The 19,150-nt window shown below is 40.9% G+C and carries 19 protein-coding genes; 12 read left to right on the top strand and 7 right to left on the bottom strand.

Features of this window, described 5'->3' with window-relative positions:
• The first annotated feature begins 104 nt into the window (after positions 1 to 104).
• The 3 genes from U859_RS0115615 to U859_RS0115605 are packed head-to-tail and all read left to right on the top strand — an operon-like array spanning position 105 to position 2,051.
• Positions 105 to 734, top strand: a complete 630-nt coding sequence (locus U859_RS0115615; RefSeq protein ID WP_025144282.1) for a hypothetical protein — start codon at positions 105 to 107, stop codon at positions 732 to 734.
• 56 nt (positions 735 to 790) lie between these two features.
• On the top strand, positions 791 to 970 hold the full coding sequence (locus tag U859_RS0115610) for a hypothetical protein (protein WP_025144281.1): 180 nt from the start codon (positions 791 to 793) through the stop codon (positions 968 to 970).
• A 4-nt stretch (positions 971 to 974) separates the two neighbouring features.
• Positions 975 to 2,051: a DUF932 domain-containing protein gene (locus tag U859_RS0115605; protein WP_025144280.1), complete on the top strand. Its 1,077-nt coding sequence runs from the start codon at positions 975 to 977 to the stop codon at positions 2,049 to 2,051.
• A gap of 863 nt (positions 2,052 to 2,914) precedes the next feature.
• Here U859_RS0115605 and U859_RS0115600 read toward each other — a convergent pair.
• The gene (locus U859_RS0115600; RefSeq protein WP_240183062.1) at positions 2,915 to 4,471 is read right to left on the bottom strand and encodes an alpha-amylase; all 1,557 of its coding nucleotides are present in this window, start codon (positions 4,469 to 4,471) and stop codon (positions 2,915 to 2,917) included.
• 31 nt (positions 4,472 to 4,502) lie between these two features.
• Positions 4,503 to 5,060, bottom strand: a complete 558-nt coding sequence (locus tag U859_RS0115595) for a ferritin-like domain-containing protein (protein ID WP_025144278.1) — start codon at positions 5,058 to 5,060, stop codon at positions 4,503 to 4,505.
• Between the two features lie 514 nt (positions 5,061 to 5,574).
• On the opposite strand from U859_RS0115595, the gene U859_RS0115590 reads away from it, so the two are divergent.
• From U859_RS0115590 to U859_RS0115575, 4 genes are all read left to right on the top strand, one after another.
• A complete protein-coding gene (locus tag U859_RS0115590) occupies positions 5,575 to 6,405 on the top strand; it encodes an alpha/beta fold hydrolase (protein ID WP_025144277.1) in 831 nt (276 codons plus the stop codon).
• Positions 6,406 to 6,551: 146 nt separating this feature from the next.
• Complete coding sequence (locus tag U859_RS0115585; protein ID WP_025144276.1) at positions 6,552 to 7,157, top strand: RNA polymerase sigma factor; 606 nt, start codon at positions 6,552 to 6,554, stop codon at positions 7,155 to 7,157.
• Positions 7,158 to 7,332: 175 nt separating this feature from the next.
• Positions 7,333 to 9,489 (top strand): ATP-binding protein, encoded by a 2,157-nt coding sequence (locus U859_RS31125; RefSeq protein ID WP_025144275.1) that lies wholly within the window; start codon positions 7,333 to 7,335, stop codon positions 9,487 to 9,489.
• Positions 9,490 to 9,548: 59 nt separating this feature from the next.
• On the top strand, positions 9,549 to 9,911 hold the full coding sequence (locus tag U859_RS0115575) for a response regulator transcription factor (protein ID WP_025144274.1): 363 nt from the start codon (positions 9,549 to 9,551) through the stop codon (positions 9,909 to 9,911).
• 487 nt (positions 9,912 to 10,398) lie between these two features.
• On the opposite strand, the gene U859_RS0115570 is transcribed toward U859_RS0115575, so the two are convergent.
• From U859_RS0115570 to U859_RS0115565, 3 genes are read right to left on the bottom strand one after another with little or no spacing between them, the layout of a single operon-like run.
• Positions 10,399 to 11,613 (bottom strand): FAD-dependent monooxygenase, encoded by a 1,215-nt coding sequence (locus tag U859_RS0115570; protein ID WP_025144273.1) that lies wholly within the window; start codon positions 11,611 to 11,613, stop codon positions 10,399 to 10,401.
• Between the two features lie 8 nt (positions 11,614 to 11,621).
• The gene (locus U859_RS32660) at positions 11,622 to 11,795 is read right to left on the bottom strand and encodes a helix-turn-helix domain-containing protein (protein WP_410477227.1); all 174 of its coding nucleotides are present in this window, start codon (positions 11,793 to 11,795) and stop codon (positions 11,622 to 11,624) included.
• A gap of 12 nt (positions 11,796 to 11,807) precedes the next feature.
• Positions 11,808 to 12,503 carry an AraC family ligand binding domain-containing protein gene (locus tag U859_RS0115565; RefSeq protein WP_162799945.1) on the bottom strand — a complete coding sequence of 232 codons (696 nt, stop codon included), beginning with the start codon at positions 12,501 to 12,503 and terminating at the stop codon, positions 11,808 to 11,810.
• Positions 12,504 to 12,722: 219 nt separating this feature from the next.
• On the opposite strand from U859_RS0115565, the gene U859_RS0115560 reads away from it, so the two are divergent.
• Both U859_RS0115560 and U859_RS31615 read left to right on the top strand, forming a co-directional pair.
• The gene (locus U859_RS0115560; protein ID WP_025144271.1) at positions 12,723 to 13,079 is read left to right on the top strand and encodes a PleD family two-component system response regulator; all 357 of its coding nucleotides are present in this window, start codon (positions 12,723 to 12,725) and stop codon (positions 13,077 to 13,079) included.
• Between the two features lie 456 nt (positions 13,080 to 13,535).
• A complete protein-coding gene (locus tag U859_RS31615; RefSeq protein ID WP_051584710.1) occupies positions 13,536 to 13,730 on the top strand; it encodes a hypothetical protein in 195 nt (64 codons plus the stop codon).
• A 610-nt stretch (positions 13,731 to 14,340) separates the two neighbouring features.
• On the opposite strand, the gene U859_RS0115550 is transcribed toward U859_RS31615, so the two are convergent.
• Both U859_RS0115550 and U859_RS0115540 read right to left on the bottom strand, forming a co-directional pair.
• Positions 14,341 to 14,571: a hypothetical protein gene (locus U859_RS0115550; RefSeq protein WP_162799944.1), complete on the bottom strand. Its 231-nt coding sequence runs from the start codon at positions 14,569 to 14,571 to the stop codon at positions 14,341 to 14,343.
• A 993-nt stretch (positions 14,572 to 15,564) separates the two neighbouring features.
• Positions 15,565 to 15,921, bottom strand: coding sequence for a PleD family two-component system response regulator (locus U859_RS0115540; RefSeq protein WP_025144268.1), 357 nt, complete (start codon positions 15,919 to 15,921; stop codon positions 15,565 to 15,567).
• A 334-nt stretch (positions 15,922 to 16,255) separates the two neighbouring features.
• On the opposite strand from U859_RS0115540, the gene U859_RS0115530 reads away from it, so the two are divergent.
• The 3 genes from U859_RS0115530 (at position 16,256) to U859_RS0115520 (ending at position 18,734) form a co-directional block, all read left to right on the top strand.
• Positions 16,256 to 16,516, top strand: a complete 261-nt coding sequence (locus tag U859_RS0115530; protein ID WP_084153079.1) for a response regulator — start codon at positions 16,256 to 16,258, stop codon at positions 16,514 to 16,516.
• Positions 16,517 to 16,917: 401 nt separating this feature from the next.
• The gene (locus tag U859_RS0115525) at positions 16,918 to 17,745 is read left to right on the top strand and encodes a transporter (RefSeq protein WP_025144266.1); all 828 of its coding nucleotides are present in this window, start codon (positions 16,918 to 16,920) and stop codon (positions 17,743 to 17,745) included.
• Positions 17,746 to 17,996: 251 nt separating this feature from the next.
• Positions 17,997 to 18,734 carry a DUF92 domain-containing protein gene (locus tag U859_RS0115520; protein WP_025144265.1) on the top strand — a complete coding sequence of 246 codons (738 nt, stop codon included), beginning with the start codon at positions 17,997 to 17,999 and terminating at the stop codon, positions 18,732 to 18,734.
• The last annotated feature ends 416 nt before the right edge of the window (positions 18,735 to 19,150 follow it).

Genomic DNA, 19,150 nt, shown 5'->3' with positions numbered 1-19,150 from the left:
TTTTTTTCGGCAAAGCCTTGCCTTGGAATAGGATTGTAGTCAGGTGAGGGGCTTATCAAAAGGACAGGAGGCTCCTGCCGAGTGCATTAAATAAATAATTGCCCATGGAAAAACTAAACGGGAGAGACCCGCCACCCTCACAAAATGCCCAAAGCCCGCAACTGGTGCTAAAGGCGGAAACCATCGAGTTTGCGCTCGCGATTTATAACCAATTTTTAAAATTCTTAAATAGTAAAAACATGAAAACTACAATCATTGAAAACGGAAAATCTAACGGTCAATTGTCTAATACGCCTGCAAGCGTGAACCCTGTAAACCCGAATGCGCCTAGCGTTAAGGAAGAAAAAGCGGCAGAAGCCAAAACAGCGGATAAGCCCGCCATTGAACCCTCAAAAAAGGAAATCAAGGCTGAACTGGCCACCACAGCTAAGCCTGCGCTGAATTTGGAGGAAACGATTAAGGTCGTGGAGAAGTTGAGCCGAGCAAAAAAACAAAGGGATAAACTGGTGGAAACGATTGATACCTTGGATAAGTTCGAGGTGGCGCAACAGGAAAACGCCGAGGAAACCGACGGGGATATATTTCAGAACTGTGAGCTGATTTTAGAGGATGATGTGCGCAATAAGTTTATCACCCGTAACCCTTTCATCATTAAAACGGTGGCGGAAATGGTGAAGACCCTTTGCCTGCAAAAACGTGAGGAAATCGAAAGCCAAATGGTATTACCTCAATAATCCAATATGCCCCCGAGCATTCGGGGGCAAATTTTTCAACCTTAATTTTTTTAGCTATGAAAACGCAGGAAATATACATCGTGCTGCAGGCAACCTTAAGTTTGGCGCACGCAAATATCCATCAATCCATTAACGAAATCTTGACCGATGGGCGTTGCATTCTGCCCAATACCAAAAACGTAGACTTTTTGGAAGGTCGCCTTTTTGATGTCAGTGAAGACAAACCTAAATTTTAAAGCCATGGGACACAACTTAGATTATAATGAGCGGACGGGAAAACATGCTTTTTTCTCCGTGAAGCAAAAGGCTTGGCATTCACTTGGCACCATCGTGGAAGATTACCCGACCAGCAGTGAAGCGATTGGTTTTGCGGGACTGGATTTTGAGGTGGAAAAACGCCCGCTATTTACGCCCAATGCCTTGGGTATGGATTTACTCCAAAATACGGACACGATTTATCTCGGCAATCAGCATGAAGCGATAAAAGTAAACGATGCCTTCGCCACCGTCCGGGCGGACACCCAGCAGGTTTTGGGTGTAGTGGGCAAGGATTACCAAATCGTGCAGAACAGGGATGCCTTTGCTTTTTTTGATGCCATCGTAGGGGGTGGAGACGGGATAAAATACGAGACCGCAGGCTGTTTAGGTCGGGGAGAGCGTATTTTTATTACCGCTAAACTGCCTGATTATATCCGCATCGGACGAAACGATTGCATCGAGAAATATTTGTTTTTATCCACGACCCATGACGGAAGCGGCAGCATTACCGCCGCTTTTACCCCCGTGCGCATTGTCTGTCAGAATACGCTCAATGCCGCCATGAAAAATTATGTAAATGCCCTTCGCATCCGCCATACCACTGGCGCATCGGAAAGGCTCAAACAGGCGCATCGGTTAATGGGGATGAGCAATGCCTTAGCAGAGGAACTTGAGCAAGTGTTCAACCATTGGAGCAGGGTTAAAATTTCTGACCCGCAGTTAAAAAAGCTCATTCAGTTAGCCCTTGCACCAAATCCCGAAACGGTGGAAGCTTTGCGCATAGGTAACCCCGATGCCCTATCTTCGCTTTACCTGAATACCGTGGATAGCGTTTTGGATTACGCCCTGACAAGCGATAGCCAAAAAATGGATACCACCAAGGGCACATTGTTCGGGGCTTATAATGCAGTGACGGGATATCATCAGAACGTGAAGGATTATGGTAATGAAGAGCGTAAATTAAAATCGGTGTTGCAGGGGTCAGGGATGCGCCACAACCAAAGCACCTTTGATTTATGTATGGGCTTTGCGAAAAATGGGCCACAAATGCTAAACTGATGGAAGCGCTCAGGCTAACTTTCAGCCCATGCAAAAGCCTGCCTTATACATGGACTTTTCCCTGAAAAATCGGGGATTTGCTCGCCCATATTTCTGAGTTTTGTGCGCATTTTTCAGCAGACACAAGCCATTACTAAAAGGAGTGGTCACATGGCTTTATGTCCTTTGGTTATTGGCTCAGCCTGTCCAAGCTGACCGCCGAAATTTTAAGCAAGTATGAAAAGCAGCTGCGGATAGATAGAAAGCTGTTTTCCTAAAAACTCTTCTTTTCTTATACTTCGCTTTTTGTGACCGACCGCATCGTAAAATACGCGCAGGAGGCGTCCACAGATGAAAAATTCAAATTAGCGGTGGACCTGCTTTTTGTTAATACCTTCACTAAAGACTGAACGCTTTTTGCTTTCAGCTTTTGGCTTTGCCCCCGAAGCCCGGGTCGCCCGCTGATGCTGCGCATCAGACGGGCGGGCACTCGCGTGCACAAAGGATGAATAAGTTTGACAACTGATTAAAACATCTTTTTATCAAAATTATTAGTAATGCGAAGCCGTTCCAATTAAAATTGTAACTCTGATTTTTTTAGCGCCTTTTAAGCTCCTTATACACTTTTATACTTTACAGTTTTGGAAGAGTGACCTAACGAACATAAATTTTTGGCGAGGTGTTGTGGTCATGCATACGGATTTGTTTGTATTTAGTACTTTGCACCTCAGATCTTTCTCAAGTGGGTATCTAGCGTGTGATTTACCTGATCTGTTGAATATTATTTATTCGTTTTGCCATGCTATTTTCATCAAAATGGGTAATGATGAGAAGATCCCAAATCAATTCTAAAAGTTTTTTGGATATTTGCCTTCTAATAAACGCTAGTTTGCCGTGTAGGCTGAGACTGCGCCACCACTGCAATAAAATCTTCCCCAACCCGCTGTATTGATGGTTACTTCGGCTTCCACACTACCCAATCTGTCCACAAATACCTTACCTGCAAACTTTTCGCCCATTTCCATATCCTTATAACCTTCTTCCGAATTCGACAAAATAACTGCTATTCCAGAACCGGGTCTTTCATCCTCGCCATCCAGAGTCCAGCCAATACAATTGGGGTGATCAAGATAGTTACGTTGCTGACCATAAAGATTATTTTTACGTAGTCCCAGCATCGTCTGGATTTGGGGGACTGCTTCCAGGGTGATTTCGTGTTTTTCGCCATCCTTTCCCTCATCACAATAACTTGCTCCGTATAAATCCGGATAAAATATACAAGGATAGCCTGTTCCCCGAAGCAGAATCATTGCATAAGCCAAGGGCCTGAACCAGTATTCCACGGTCTGCTCTAAAGACTGAAGCGGTTGGGTATCGTGGTTTTCAACCAATGTTACTGCCAGTTCCGGGCGGCTTTGTACAAGCGTATCCTCAAAAATTTTGGAAATATCATATTCGCTTCCCTGTTTGGATGCCTGAGAAAAGTTGCCCTGTAAGCAGGCATCAAAAAGAGACATCCGCCCGCCTGTCGCCTCAATGTAGGCTAGCATATCATCGAGCTTGCCTGGTGACCAGTACTCTCCAACGGTGAAAAGTTCTTTTTGAGTAACTGCCCGCATATGATCAAGCCAATCATTAAAAAAGCTCGCTGGCATGTGCTTGATGGCATCTAGCCTAAACCCATCAAAATTTACGGTCTGGTGAAACCATTCACCCCATTGCTTGAGCTCTTGTGTTACACTTGGATTCCTAAAATCGATATCGGCCAGCATGAGGTAGTCATAGTTTCCGTTTTCCTCATCCAGTATGTCCTGCCAACCTTCACCAAACTGGTTTTGAATTGAAAAGATAGCGGATTCATTCTTGGCCTGGTCAAAATCTATGCCTGTAAAACACTGCCAGTCCCATTGAAACGCCGAATATTTGCCAGCCCGGCCAGGAAAGGTAAATTTGGTATAAGCTTCGATTTCGTAGGTGTCTGAAGTGAATTCCAGACGGTTTTTCGGATTCACTTTTCTCACCTGCACATTTTCAGTTTCATCAGCGCCGCCAAGGTGATTGAGCACAATGTCCATGTACACTTGTAAACCCGCCCGCTGTGCCGTCTTTACTGCTTCAAGCAGTTCTTCCCGGGTGCCATACTTTGTTTCCACACTTCCTTTCTGGTCAAATTCACCGAGATCGTAATGGTCATAAACGTCGTAACCTGCAGAAGTCTTGCCTTCCATGCCTTTGTGAGCGGGTGGAAGCCATAGCGTATCTATCCCGAAGGCTTTTAGTTCGACGGCTTCCGTTTTCATCTTATTCCATAGACTACCATCAGCGGGATAATACCACTGAAAATATTGTAACATTGTAAAATTTTCCATATTGAGGTTTTGTTTGGGTAATTCATCTGTAAGAACTCCTAAAAAAAAAGCCATGGCTCTTTTCAGCACCATAGCTTATAGTTTTGTTGGGAACAGTTTGCTTTTATTCCTCAGCTGCCTGGGCATTAACTGCACCTACCGCAATCTCTGTAAGCGCTAAATCAGTCGCTTTTTCATTGTCTAAGGTTTTGGTTAGTAAGGTTACCACATCATCATGCCCCATGCTTTCTGCGAATACACGTAGTGTGCCATAGGTTGCAATCTCATAATGCTCTACTTTTTGGGCAGCTAAGATTAAGCCAGCATCCCTGACCATTGTTCCTTTCTCGGTATCTTCAATGATGCTGTCTGCTTCTTCCAACAGTCCGGCCATTGCATCACACTTTTTAGCAGCAGCTTTTTCACCCAGTAAGTTAAAAACTTCTTCCAAGGTAGCGATATGTTCCTGGGTTTCCGAAGTGTGTTTTCCAAAAGCTGATGCCAGTCCTTCGCTAGTTGCTGCTTTTTTCATCTTTGGAAGCGCCTTCACCAAGTGTTTCTCCGCCCAATAAATATCCTTTAATTCATCAATAAAAAATTCATGAAATTCTGAATTTTCCATTTTACCGGTATTACCCGTCTTTTTCGTTGCAGTCTTCGCTGCTGTTTTTGCTGTGGCCATCCTATTAGGTTGTGTAAATGTCTTTAAGTAACCTAAACAAAGGTGAATAGTTTTATTTTTCTTATTTATTATCAGCGAGTTGTGCAAATCTTAAAGTTTAATAAGCAATGGTCTGGTCCAAAGGTTATTTGCTGGTGAATGAAAATAAATATTTTTCCATTTAGTTTAGAATAACGATTTTTCTATCCATGCTTCCAGCCCGAAAGGTTAGCATAGGTGGAAAACCCTCGCAGATAATAGCCTAATTTTTTGATCCATAGAGCAGTACTTCAATTTTTTGCATGATCATTTTAATTATTTCATTTATGTCTAAACAACTTGAATTTTTCAATACCATTAAAGGTACTGATTATTAAAACATATAGTTTTCACACATTTTTTAGTAAAGCCATTGTTATACAGTTAATTGTGAAATAGATTTTTAATCTGTTTTAAAACATTTTGAAGTATTGTTCTGTAAACATAATATTTACTTGATTGTTTATTTTAAGATTAAACCTTTAAAAATAAAGACATGAAATTTATAAAATCAAAAAGCCAGGATGGCCAGGAAGTAAATTTATATTATCAGGATCTGGGTGCGGGTACCCCTATTGTGCTTATCCATGGATGGCCACTGGATCATCAAATGTGGGATTACCAGGTGGCCGCGCTGACAGATGCAGGTTATCGCTGCATAGCCTATGACAGAAGAGGCTTTGGTAAATCAGATAAACCTTTATCAGGCTATGATTACGACACATTAGCAGATGACCTGAAGGCGATCATAGATGACCTTCAACTCGAAAATGCAATACTGGTTGGCTTTTCAATGGGTGGTGGCGAAGTCGTAAAATACTTTAGCAGACATGGGGGCAAAGGTATTGCAAAAGCAGTTCTGGTGAGTTCTATCGCACCATACATGCTTCAGACCGAAGACAATCCAGATGGGGTACCACAGGAGAAAATCGATGAGATCGCGGCTGGTATACAGGCTGATCGTCCGGGGTTTCTAGGAGGTTTCGGTAAACAGTTTTATGGCGTTGGGCTTTTAAATAAGCCGGTTAGCGAAGAGCGTCTAAGCACGGACCTTATGTTTGCGATGCAGGCAACGCTGAAATCTACCTTGGGTTGTGCAGTTGCTTTCTCGTCAACTGACTTGCGGAAGGATATTCTTTCCATAAATGTTCCAACCTTGGTTATCCATGGGGATGAAGATCAGACGGTGCCAATTAAGGCAACTGGCGAACAGGCTGCGGCAATGATTCCCGGCGCAAAATATATTGTTTATCAGGGTGAGCCACACGGGCTTTTTATCACCTCCAAAGATCAGCTGAATGCGGATTTGATCAGTTTTGTTGGCTAACAATAAAGTTTTCCGGTACATTTATTCATACAGATTCAAGGGTAGCGCAGTAAGCGCTGCTTTTTGTTTTGAAGCAAAATGAAATAGCATTTAGGAGTAGGACAAACTTATTGGCAATCTTTATGTTATCGCTATATAATAACGCGATGATTAAAGTTTTTCCCGACCCTATTAGTAAAGATAAAAATGCTGTAGCGACTGTTATGGTTAAGCGCCACACCGAACGCGAACTGATCTCTGGCTTGCGTCTTGAACAAATCCAGGTCTTCAACACGCTGTACGATCAGTATTGCGGGAGTTTATTTGGTGTGATTTTTAAAATCGTCAATCAGCAGGAGACCGCTGAGGACTTGCTTCAGGATGTCTTTATCAAAATCAAAAGAAATTTTAGTAGTTATGATGAAGGCCGAGCAAGGCTGTTTACCTGGATGCTTAATATTGCCCGCAATACAGCAATTGATCACCTGCGGCTAAAATCAACCAGGCAGGATAAATGTGGAATGGTGCTGGAAGATGCAGCCCTGTTATTAAATAGTTATTCTTATTCATTTAATACCGATACCCTGGGAATGAAAAAACTCATTGATGGCCTATCCCATCGTCAGCGGTTATTGATTGATCTTTGTTATTATAAGGGTTACTCCCACGCTGAAATTGCAGAACACCTCAATATGCCACTGGGTAGTGTCAAGACGACACTTCGGCAGGCAGTGCTGGCTCTGAGGTGTATCTTTCAAATCCCAGGCCAGTAAGGGCAATAGGATTCGCAGTCAAGCTTTTTCTTTTGATGGAATTTGGTAAAGATGCAATGATCACGTAGTCACACTATTTGGAAACCTCCCATATTAAATACTCTTATACGCTATGGGCTTAACTTGTCAGAATGGTAAATATCGGTATATTTGGGTCTATTCGTTTTCGCAATATATGAATGCTCCGCAATACATCAAACCTGAAGATCTCTTAAGTGTTCTGTTTTCTTCTCCCAACGCTACAGCGGTATATGGCGGAGAAAATATTCATATTCTCAGTGCAAATGCCGCGATGCTTAAATTATGGGGAAAGGGGAAGGCTGTCATTGGCCAATCGCTGGAAGATGCGGTTCCCGAATTAAAAGGTCAGCCGTTTGTTGGCATACTGAAAAAGGTATGGCTTAGCGGAGAAACCTATATGGACAAAAATGTGCCCTCAGAATTACACGTGGATGGGCGCTTGCAACTATTTTATTTCGATTTTGAGTACAAGGCTATCCTGGGCGGCGATGGGAGTACCCGTTATATCCTGCATACCGCTTTTGAGGTTTCCGACCGTATGGCGGCTCAGCTTGTCGTGGCTGAAAAATCCAGGATCGAGCATCAGCTGAGCGAGGAGCTTACGGCCATTAATGAAGAATACCAGGCGAGCAATGAGGACCTAGCTGCACTCAACGAGGAATATCAGACCGCCAACGATGCCCTTGCCGTGCTAAATGAAGAATATCAGCTCGCGAACGAAAAATTAATGATCTTCCAGCAAGAACTGCAACAGATTAACCTTGAACTTACTGACAGTGAGGCCCGTTTTAGAACACTGGTGGACAATGCTCCGGTAGCGATTGCGATTTATCGCGGAGCGGATATGGTCATTGAGCAGGCGAACGTCCAGATGCTTAAAATCTGGGGACAGACCGAGCGGGTGATCGGACTTCCGCTACTTGAAGCACGCCCTGAACTGACCGGACATCCCTATGTGGATCTGATCCGCAGGGTCATTGATGAAGGGATCTCCCACACCGGCTATGGAGTGAAAGGACCTTCGAATCAGGAAGGAGAGGTACATCAGGGATATTTTGATGTCATCTACAAGCCGATCGCAAGTGTGGCCGGATCGGTTTCGGGTATCATCGTGGTGGCGAGCGATGTTACCCAGAATATGTTATCCAGGATACGGGAAGCAGAGATTTTGGAAGAAATGGCCGTGATAAATGAAGAGTTAACCGCCTCCAATGATGAGCTCATGGCCTATCAAAAGCAGCTTCAGGAAGTGAATACCCGTTTGGAAATCGCATTGGACGCCAGCAATCTGGGGTCAACGGAAGTAGACTTTGCTTCGGGAAAGATGGACAGTAATGATCAGTTCAAAAAAAACTTTGGCTTTTCGGCAAGTGAGGCGTTTGATTATGATGATCTTTTTGAAGCCATCCTTCCAGACCACCGGGAACGGGTCAGGGGGCTGGTGCAGCAAGCGATTGCCAATCATACTGTTTACCATGCCGAATATCCGATCAGATGGCGCGATGGGTCTTTACACTGGATCAAGGCGCATGGACGACCAAGGTATAATGATTTAGGTGCCGCCGACCGGATTGTAGGCATGACCTCAGACATTACCAAAGAAAAACATTTTGAGCAGCGTAAGGATGATTTTCTGAGCATTGCCAGTCATGAGCTTAAAACGCCAATTACCGCTATGAAGGCGTCTTTGCAATTGCTGGACCGGATGAAGGATAAACCGTTTTCACCATTGCATACACGGCTAATCGAGCAGGCAGGTAAGAGCGTTGAAAAAATGGGGGTTCTAGTCGATGATCTGCTCAATATGAACCGCATGAGTGAAAACCAGTTGCAGCTAGACCGGAGTAATTTTGATCTATACCAGATGTTATCTATGAGCTGTAACCATGTGCGTCTGGAAGGTAGTCATGAACTGAAGCTAATCGGTGAGCAGGATTTGATGGTCAATGCCGATGAACACCGAATAGATCAAGTGGTGATTAATTTCGTTAATAATGCGGTGAAGTACGCGCCGGATTCAAGGGTAATCGAACTGTTGCTTGAGGTGGGAAAAACGGAAGTAAAAGTCGCTGTAAAGGATTTTGGTCCCGGCATCAAGCCCGATACCCTGCCGAATCTTTTTGATCGCTATTACCGTGTTGACCATTCAGGAAAGGCTTATACGGGATTGGGATTGGGCTTATATATCTGTTCAGAAATCGTCAAAAAGCATGGCGGTCGCATCGGAGCCGAGAGTGTGATAGGGGAAGGTAGTACTTTTTGGTTCACCCTGCCAATCCTACCTGAAGTTGGTCTTTCCTTGGGGGAGTAGGAAAAATAAAACAAAGCCGTTGTAATCAGGTTATTAGTGGACAGTATTATACAGTATAGATGGGTAGACGGATTTGCATCCTGGAGGATGATGAGAACATTAGGGAAATTATAACCATTCTGCTGAGTGAGGAAAATTATGAGGTGACCGCTTATGCCAGTATTGCTGATTTTGCAGCAAGAAGTACTGAGTATATACCAGATCTTTTCTTGTTGGATGTAATGCTACCAGATGGTAGTGGCATCGATGTTTGCGGATTATTGAAAACTACACAGCATACGATGAACATTCCGGTACTGATGATGAGTGCGAATTCTAGCAAAAGGCTCATTGAGCTCAGTTGTCAAGCTGATGGTTTTGTTCCCAAACCTTTTGATATTTATGAGTTACTTGATAAGGTTAGCAAAAGTTTCATAAACTGAGCCAGTGCATAATGATATGAGCTAAACTTTTGAAGGTCGGAGAATTCATGTATCTTGACCATGTAGCTTTCGTAGTGTATGTAGCTGGTTTTCGCTCAGAAATGCGGAGCTAATTCTAAATTGAAAGTCTATTGCTACTCAATGAATTCAAGATAATCAGCGTATGATACTCAACACTGTGATGTTATCTGTCTATTTTTATTATAGATAATCTTTTACTTCGTTTCAAACCTTTGACTGCAAATCAATCCAGGTATAAAAAAGATGCAGAAATCCACTTTCTTCAAATTACTAATCTAATCTGACATTTTCCCATCAACCTTGAACCTGATGAAACAGTGAAGGACATCCATAGGTTGAGATGCTCAGATTTTTTCGCAAACGCCCTTTCAAAATAAATTTCATTTTAAGAAAGTTAACTTTCCATTTTTTACCGCTCATTCAGTGGACGGTATGCTGATTGTTAATGCTGTTTAATTCTAATACTTCAGTTAGATACTACTTGCCTCATCAGTGTATAATCGGGCAACTCTATTTCTGTTTTTATTTTTTTTCTATCAGCCCCAAAAAAACCCATTATCCATTTAGTCGGCTTGCTGCCAACAATTGATATTACGGTATTCAAAATGCGCAATCCCAATTTGGATTGTGGATACACAATTTTTGGAATGCCGGGAGGTAATTTTTGACATTTAGAGACGTAAGGTCGCATTTTGTTTTCATAATTTTCAAATGCCTGCTGATAGTTATCCGAAGTAAATAGCTCGCCAGCCAATATATAAGCGCCTGCCATGGCCAAATCCGTCCCTTTACCCGCGATGGGTGTTGCGCAATATGCTGCATCGCCTATCATGGCAACTCTGCCTTCACTCCATTCTGGTGAATTAACCTGGCTAATCCTGTCAAAATAGAGGTCTTTGGATTTCTGAATCTCTTCTACTAAACGCTCCGACTCAAAGCCACTACCACTTATGCGTTTAACCAGTACGTTTTTTTGTTCTTCAATAGATAGACCTGTGTATTCATGCTCCAGGGCTGTGAAGGTAATCGAGGCTCTGGTGCTGCCGTAATTATCAGGTCTGAGCAGATAGACTATTCCTTTTTCGGCATTACACCAGCGTGACCATTGACTATCACTTGGTGCTTTAGCAATGGTTAGGTAGGCAGTATATAATCCCAGGAATTTGAAAGTAGGCTGCTTACGAAATGCAATCTTTCGTGTGCTTGAGCCAATTCCCTCGGCAATTAATAATAAATCAAAGGACGTATTCTTTCCGCTAGAGAAAGTGACAGCAATCCCAGATTCATGCTCCTTAAGATTTGTTATATAATCACCGAAGATGTAATTTACATCCGCTATCGTAGAATCGTAGAGGATTTGAACAAGATCGCCTCGAAGAATCTCTAATTCCTGAGTCATGCTCAACGCGCTCTCTTTTGAAAATTCAGCTATTAGTTTATTTTGCTTTGTCACGAAGCGCTGTCCCATTTCGGTGGTATTCTTTTCTCGGATCTTTTTTTCTATGCCCATTTGGATGGCAATTTTTTCGGCGGGGCCTTTTACATCAATATTTTGACCACCAAGCCGAAGCTCTGGAGCACGTTCTATAATGGTAACATTAAAGCCATACCTGTTTAACCAATAGGCAAGCGTTGGTCCGGCAATACTTGCGCCAGAAATTAAGATCTTTTTATTTTTCATAGCTGTTGTTACTGATTGTGAATGTTTGGAATATATTGGGTTTTTCTGAAAACTGAAGGAGACTTTCCTGTAGCTTTTGTGAACAAGCGAATGAAATATTTGTAATCAGTATAACCTAAATCGCTTGAAATTTCTTTTACTGCGTTAGATGAATACCTCAATTGTTTCTGCGCTTGTCCAATTATTTCTTGCTGTCAAATACGCGTAGCGGAATACCCAGTTTGCGTTTTAACGCAATCATTTAAATGATTTACAGAAATATGCAATAGCGAAGCATAAGCCGCCGGTCTTGTAAATTTTTTGAAATTGAGTTTTATTAAATCTTTGTAGTCTTGGACAATCTTACTGGCTCTGTTGGTTAGGACTTCGTTACTGTTTTGCTGTAGCAAAAGGAGGTCAGCGGTTTTATAAAATAAGGTATTTGCTAATGCATGGATCATCTGTGTTTGAAAATTTCCGGGGATTTTTTCTACCGCCGCCTGATTAATGGAGGATAGAATTTGATCTAAGAATAACGCCTCCTCACCACTTAAAGGTATGATTTTAGGGCTATTCTTTGACTGTTCAATAACGGTGCGAACTTTAGTGTCCAGAATCTTACCATCGAGAAACATGATCCATCCGGAAACATTTGAGGAGTGAATATATTGGTGTATCTGACCTGGCTGGACAATTAAAATGGAACACGGACTCATATCTATTATCTGTCCTTCAATCCTCATGGTTATCGCTCCCGAAGATAGTAAGAATAGTGCATGGTAATCATGCCGATGCGGACCCAATGTTGGTGCTGCTTCCTCAGTGTCCAGGAAAGAGGAAAGCATTGGCGAAACCACTATCCCATATCTGCTACTGGCCAACTCAAGTAAATGTATTTGCGCTTTGCTCATCAAAAGTTTGCATTTAAAATTCAAAGTTACAGGATTCGAAACCATCTTTTGTCATACCAATTATGGTAATAAGAGGACAAAGCATGGAACATGCTCAAGATTCTGTAGAAATGTTTTTTTGTCGTGGTATATCAACAATTTTCAGTGTGAATTTTTAGTGGTGCCGTTTAATTGGCACATTTGATAATTTATAAACTAAATTATTCGTAACTTTTATATATGAAAAGAATTATGATCGTCGACGAAGATCAAGCCCTTTTGGATGCACCGAACATGATTCTTCAGTATGAAGACTATGAGGTTGAAACCCTGAATAGCGGGCTTAACTTAATTGAGCATGTATTAAAATGGAAACCGGATGTAATTTTGCTGGAAATCGCGTTGGGCCTGCTTGATGGCCAGGATTTATGCAATGAGCTAAAAGCCACGGATGGTAGTCTGCATATCCCGGTAATTCTTTTTTCTGCACTGCATGGAAAGATTGTTACCGAAGATCTCCGGGACAGTCCGGATGATTTCATCGCCAAGCCTTCCGATGTAAGGGACCTTAAGGAAAGAATTTTAGCTCAGCTCTAAAAGTCGCTTCATGGAAACCATCTTCCAAATACTGATTAGCGAACTGCAAAGGATGGAATTTGTCAAAATGTTAGCATAACTCAGCAACTTAAAACAGTCCATGTGTTTAGCGGCATGATAATTGTCTTTGTTTATGTACCTTTCTATTAATGTACACTGGCATGATATATCTTGCAGTAGTTGGGCGATAAATTTACCCTAAAAATTATAACTCAACCAATCATGTTCAATTCAATTAAACCAGTATACTTGTTGGTTCTATTATCAGCGAGTCTTTTATTTGTCACTTCATGTTCGACATCGGTACGCTTTGCAAATTCTGCAGTTGTACCATCAGCAGTCGGAACGGCTAAACTTACTAAAGACAGTAACAAAAATCTCTTACTAATTCTGAACGTAAGAAACTTGGTTGATCCCTCAAGACTAACACCAAGCAAAAAGGTATACCTGGTTTGGATGCAAACCAAAGATCAGGGAAATAAAAACCTGGGCAGACTTGTCAGTTCTGAGGCATACTTTTCAACGGAAAGAAATGCTAAATTTAGTGCGGTATTAACGGCTGTTCCCACGAAAATCTTTATCACTGCTGAGGACAGTGCTGATGTTCAGAACCCGGGCAGTGTGACCGTGTTAATTACAGAGAGCTTCTAATAAGAGCTCATTTGTATTGTCTTAGTAAGATAGTTCTTCGAAATAAAACTATCTTCTAGCTGATTTACAAAGCATTAAAAGACCAGTTCACTATTTTTGCATAGATACCTGCTTGACTTGATTCATCCCATATCAAGAAATTCAATTTTAAACCGAGGTGAATAGGGTGCTACAGGATCGTTTTTGTTAGATATTCTTTCCAGCTGCTGCCAGTTACAAAAGCCCACGTAAGCGCTTAGTATATCCATGACCGCAGTAGAGGATCTTCACGATGGGGCAATAGACCGAAGACTCGCTCAATTGTGGTTTCACTAATGTAGCTGCGGGTAGAGATGAAGATGGCATATGAAATGTCTTTGAAACTGGAAGGAGATTTGGCTTCAACACCGCTCTTTTCAGGTAAGTCCTGCTGCAATTTTTATAGTGCTTTTTTGTTATACATTATTAGAAATAAGGTTGATCACTGGTAGGTTGTTATCCCGGCTTGTTAAAAAAACAAGCCGATTCCAGCCCTTTAAATTACCCGCACGAATGCGGCTACATAAGGGTAAAAACACCTTATTTCTTGATTTAAGGGTAAGAAGTTTAGGCACATCGAAGCTACGCCGATTTATTTGTTGTAATGGTTCGAAAGACAATCCAAGGATGTATCCTGAATGATTGTTTCACTTTGATCAATATTCATGGACAGTCTGGTGGCAGATAGCCCGTGGGTACCCAATTCAATATTAAAACTAACCCAATTGCCGACTTGAAAAAGAGGGACACCAGGGGTTAATAAAAAATCAATTTCCTGCTGGTTGGTATCCATGATACGACCGTGCTGCCCGTCGCTGTTCATGGCAATTATACGACCTGTCCACATAATTATTGTCCTTAACTAAAAGCAATATAGGTGTTTAGCTATAATATTCCAAGCAGTTGTAGTGTTCTTTTTGTTCCTTTTTTAATATCTCAGTTCTGAAAACAAAGAATTGTCTCAACGCCTGGCAATATACACCGGCGAAGTTTTATGATAAGAGTTTATCTTAGTCTGCTTCTCGTTTGCATAATTAGTATAAACAGCTTATTTCCTTTAACCAATTTCCAAGGCCTGCCGACTTGATCGCAACAAACAGGTAGTTATAGATTTCGGTTTTTAAACCAAACTACACCACCGTTGCATTAATTTAGAAGAAGTAAGGATTAATATTACTACCGCTGTAAACTAATTTTTCTAGCTTTTGCTTTTGTTAGGAATAATTCGGAAAGGATAGGATGTGTTTGTTTTTTGGTATCATCAACTTACAATCTGGATTTGGCAGCAAAAGTAATTTGTTTTCACTCAATTTTGTATTCCTCATTTATGAAAAGTTGATTATCTAATGGAGTACAAATACATTTAGCTAGAGATGAAACGTCTGGAAAATTTGGAATTAGGTGATAGGTAACAAAAAGACTTGACTTTGCTCAAACAGATTAAGCGAAGTTGAAGCTAACTAAAAAAGATCCTGCCAAAAGCAAGATCTTTTTTAAAAATTAATTAATCATTTGGGCAAAACGTAACCCTAGAACAGACGGTCTGGCAGGATTATTTTAAAAAAGTACTTTCTTAAAATGATCAGGACATTATTTGTGTATATAAATCGTTGATATTTAGACCCTTCTATCCAAAATTACTTATATGACGACTGTTTGTTTATTAGAAGGAACACAAATCATTCAACCTGCTCCATCTATCAAGATTCAGTTTTTATATTATCAAAAATGAATCGTCAAAAAAACATTTCTGATGATGTTAAATCGATTTGGATGCTCCAGTTTGGCGAAATAAGAGTAACGGAAATGCAAGAAATCAATGAATGATTTTCATTGCATCGTGGTAAAGTTTATTGATGTCGAAGGGCTTAGAATAGTGATAGGCGGGATGATAGGGAATGTCCTTCAATTCTGATTCCAGTATTGCCGAAATGGTCACAACCGGAATAGATTTTAGCTGTGCATTCGCAGCCATCGCATTGCAAAAATCCCTGCCGTCATATCCATCGAGCTTGATATCCATGATCACCAGATCAGGATGGAAAAACAGAGCCTTTTGCATAAATCCTTCGCCAGATGACAGGATACTTACCTGATGTCCTTCGCCGGAAAACAAATCTGCAATCATTTCTGCATTTGAATAATAATCCTCCAAAATCAGTATCTTGCTCATCTTTTTAAAGCGTTATTTTTTACGAATATAATCAAAAATAGCAAGATTTTTATTAAAAAATCCATGAGCTGTAGGTGTAAACCTCAATGGTCCAAATAATTATCAATTTCGTATTTTTGAATACTTTTAATCTGAAAAATGTTTTATTTTTCTGAAGTGTACCTCGCTTACTTGAGTAATTGTAGTAGGAAATTGAATGCTTCGGAATTGATATTGATTAACCTCTCATGTACAATATTCTGATTTTGGACGATGATCTCGACATCGTGAATTCACTTACCGAGCTATTCTTGAAACAAGGTTTTCAAGTGTGTGCCGCTTTTAACATGCAAGAATTTTATTTGGAGTTGGAAAAAAAAAACCGGATATTTTTTTGATAGATGTGATATTGGGAAAAGAAGATGGAAGAGAGGTTTGTAAAAAGTTAAAGTCCGAAGATAGTTTAAAAAAAGTTCCCATTCTGCTAATGTCCGGAGTATACAATTTTCATGCTGAAAGTGCAGAAAACCCGATATTTGCGGATGATTATATTGACAAGCCTTTTAATACAAACCTTTTGTTGGAGAAAATATATCTGCTGATGGATTCAGAATAAAAGCTAAAGAAAATATTGGGCAGACATTTTGTTGTTGTTCTTCTACCTCGTGTAATCTTTCCATCTCAAAATACTTACTGTAATTAATCAATATTTTATCCGTTGCCCACATTTACCGGGGAATACAGTGCCACATCATAATCTACCCAATTATAACAGCTACAAATAAGATAGCAAAATGGTTTTAAGTTAATCTGATAATCGATCTTTAGTTGACCTAGTGACTTATCTATCAAGTTGGTATTTTTAATCGCTCTGGGAGCTGAACTTTTCCTGAATCCATTTACAATCTTCAATTTATTTACCTGGGAGGTTCAAATTGTGAAGGTTGAGGGATAAAGCAGCTTGAATGTAATATTAAACTTTTTTTACTTCTATAGTGTTTAGGTGAAAAGTATTCTATGAAAAAAATTATTTTATCGCTCGTATTTTTGGGTTCCTTTTGTTCGCTTGTATACGCCCAACACAAGATTAATTATTCCTTGTTCAAACCCGTTCCGACTGATAGTCTTCGGGAAATTGAGACTGATAGACCTGATGTAACTGAAAGTCCAAGAACTGTAGATGCCGGACATTTCCAGTTCGAGACAGATCTTTTCCGTTTAGAGCGACAAAATTCTAAACAGGGTAGGACTGATGATTACCTGTTTAATCAGATGAATATAAAAGTTGGATTGACTAGATCAACAGCTATGCAGGTTAATTTCGAAACCTATTCTGTAAAATTAGATTTTGAGGACGGAGTGAAGCAAGATCGCAGCAGCGGTTTCGGGGATGTGACGCTCAGGTTGAAACAGAATTTAATTGGTAATGACAAGGGTCATTTTGCGCTTGCGCTTCTTCCTTATCTGAAGTTTCCAACATCCCATGCTGATCCTGAAAGTCAATATGAAGGTGGGATTATTGTGCCCATGAGTATTAAGTTCGACAGTGACTGGAAGCTGGGTGTTCAGCTCGAGGCTGACCGGTTACAGGATGAAGAAGGTGCAGGGCATCACAATGAGGTTTTGCAGACATTCACTGTTTCACATCCGTTGAGTACTAAGATCGATGCAATCCTGGAAACATATTACACTTGTGAGTTAAAAACGGCGCATTTCAAAAACTTTATCAATGCCGCGCTACAGTATGAGCTTAGCAAAAATTTTCTTATCGATGGAGGGATTAATTATGGAGTACAGCATGAAGCTAAAAAGAGTTGTTTTGTTGGGCTTTCACTTAGGCTCTGAAAAACCGAAGTTCTATGATTTAATATATGTTAGAATGGAAAGAGAAGATTAGCATCTGGAATCAACAAACTTAATGATGCAGGTGCCGGGTTATACGGCTGAAAAAACCTGAGTGCATTGACCCCGTCTGACTGGAAATAAAGCTGTTGTGAAATTTGCTTGTCTGCATTTTAGTGAATTGGCGGAAAGGTCAAATGAATTGGTTTGTGCAGATACAGTCTTTTGGCGAAAAATCATAGCTTTGGCAGTTGATGAGCCATTTTATTAAGTACTGGGACAACATCACTTGGGGTGTGCACTTACCAACAATAATTATTGTTAGTGGCATGGCTTATAGTATCCTGGCGAAAAAACTTACCGTGCCGGCCGCTTGTGCAGGTGCAGTAATCGCCTTCATTATTTTCAAAGCTGCCGGGTTGACGGGCATTGCGATGATGACCGCCTTTTTTTTAATGGCCTCAATAGCATCATCTTTCGGAATACAGCGCAAAAAGAGATTTTTGGATCCTCAGGAGCAAAAAAACGGGAGAACGCTTTCCCAGGTACTCGCCAATGCCGGAGTATCTGCCCTGGTTGGGCTGGTGATAATTGTTTACCCCCAATTAGCTGGACTGATGTTGCCTGTTCTTGCTGCCGCTTTTGCTTCTGCGACAGCTGATACCTTATCTTCTGAGCTGGGCGTACTGTATGGTAGCCGGTTTTTTAATGTAATCACCATGAAACCTGATGAGTGCGGCAGTAATGGTGTAGTAAGTTTGGAAGGTACGCTAATAGGTTTGACAGGCAGTTGTACTATTGCATTGCTGCATGCATTTACTTACGGATTCGGGCTAAGCTTCTTATGGATCGTGCTTGCGGGTACGGTAGGAAATCTGGTGGATTCAGTTTTCGGTGCGCTTTTCGAGCGGCGGGGTCTCATGGGAAACGACGCCGTTAATTTTTTTAGTACCTTGTCAGCAGGATTGGTAGCACTGCTATTTACACTTTGATTAAGCGTTTTAATTGATGCCTGTTAGGATGCTTCATGCCAATTAAAATGGATTTCGGTGCCATTATTCTTTTTTAGTTTTTTTATAATTTAAAAACACAATCCAACTAAACCTTACAGGCAAGTACTCTTCTACTTTGTGATTAGACTAAAAAACTTTGAATCCTACCAACCTGTGGATGGCTGGGAAGTCGGTCCCTTAAAAAGTCATTGAGGCAAATTTCGAATTTTGATTCGATGTGCGTCAGTCTGGATTAACTACTGACACTTATTTACAAATACTGAACCTGTTCTCACTGAAATTATTAAGAACTGTGAAGGAAGAATAGCGCTCAAAATTATGTATTTAATCATCATCAAAGATGATTAAGATCATTTCAGTAGGCAGTAATAGTGAATACATTTACCTCATTAGAT

The organism is Pedobacter jeongneungensis, from assembly GCF_000633455.1.
Lineage (GTDB): Bacteria > Bacteroidota > Bacteroidia > Sphingobacteriales > Sphingobacteriaceae > Pedobacter > Pedobacter jeongneungensis_A.
The sequence above is the reverse complement of the archived record's forward strand: the minus strand, read 5'-3'. Positions and strand labels throughout refer to the sequence as shown.

Coding starts and splice junctions, on each gene's coding strand:
- U859_RS0115615 (WP_025144282.1), top strand. CDS start 105: ATGGAAAAACTAAACGGGAGAGACCCGCCACCCTCACAAAATGCCCAA.
- U859_RS0115610 (WP_025144281.1), top strand. CDS start 791: ATGAAAACGCAGGAAATATACATCGTGCTGCAGGCAACCTTAAGTTTG.
- U859_RS0115605 (WP_025144280.1), top strand. CDS start 975: ATGGGACACAACTTAGATTATAATGAGCGGACGGGAAAACATGCTTTT.
- U859_RS0115600 (WP_240183062.1), bottom strand. CDS start 4,471: ATGGTGCTGAAAAGAGCCATGGCTTTTTTTTTAGGAGTTCTTACAGAT.
- U859_RS0115595 (WP_025144278.1), bottom strand. CDS start 5,060: ATGGCCACAGCAAAAACAGCAGCGAAGACTGCAACGAAAAAGACGGGT.
- U859_RS0115590 (WP_025144277.1), top strand. CDS start 5,575: ATGAAATTTATAAAATCAAAAAGCCAGGATGGCCAGGAAGTAAATTTA.
- U859_RS0115585 (WP_025144276.1), top strand. CDS start 6,552: ATGATTAAAGTTTTTCCCGACCCTATTAGTAAAGATAAAAATGCTGTA.
- U859_RS31125 (WP_025144275.1), top strand. CDS start 7,333: ATGAATGCTCCGCAATACATCAAACCTGAAGATCTCTTAAGTGTTCTG.
- U859_RS0115575 (WP_025144274.1), top strand. CDS start 9,549: ATGGGTAGACGGATTTGCATCCTGGAGGATGATGAGAACATTAGGGAA.
- U859_RS0115570 (WP_025144273.1), bottom strand. CDS start 11,613: ATGAAAAATAAAAAGATCTTAATTTCTGGCGCAAGTATTGCCGGACCA.
- U859_RS0115565 (WP_162799945.1), bottom strand. CDS start 12,503: ATGAGCAAAGCGCAAATACATTTACTTGAGTTGGCCAGTAGCAGATAT.
- U859_RS0115560 (WP_025144271.1), top strand. CDS start 12,723: ATGAAAAGAATTATGATCGTCGACGAAGATCAAGCCCTTTTGGATGCA.
- U859_RS31615 (WP_051584710.1), top strand. CDS start 13,536: ATGCAAACCAAAGATCAGGGAAATAAAAACCTGGGCAGACTTGTCAGT.
- U859_RS0115550 (WP_162799944.1), bottom strand. CDS start 14,571: ATGAACAGCGACGGGCAGCACGGTCGTATCATGGATACCAACCAGCAG.
- U859_RS0115540 (WP_025144268.1), bottom strand. CDS start 15,921: ATGAGCAAGATACTGATTTTGGAGGATTATTATTCAAATGCAGAAATG.
- U859_RS0115525 (WP_025144266.1), top strand. CDS start 16,918: ATGAAAAAAATTATTTTATCGCTCGTATTTTTGGGTTCCTTTTGTTCG.
- U859_RS0115520 (WP_025144265.1), top strand. CDS start 17,997: ATGAGCCATTTTATTAAGTACTGGGACAACATCACTTGGGGTGTGCAC.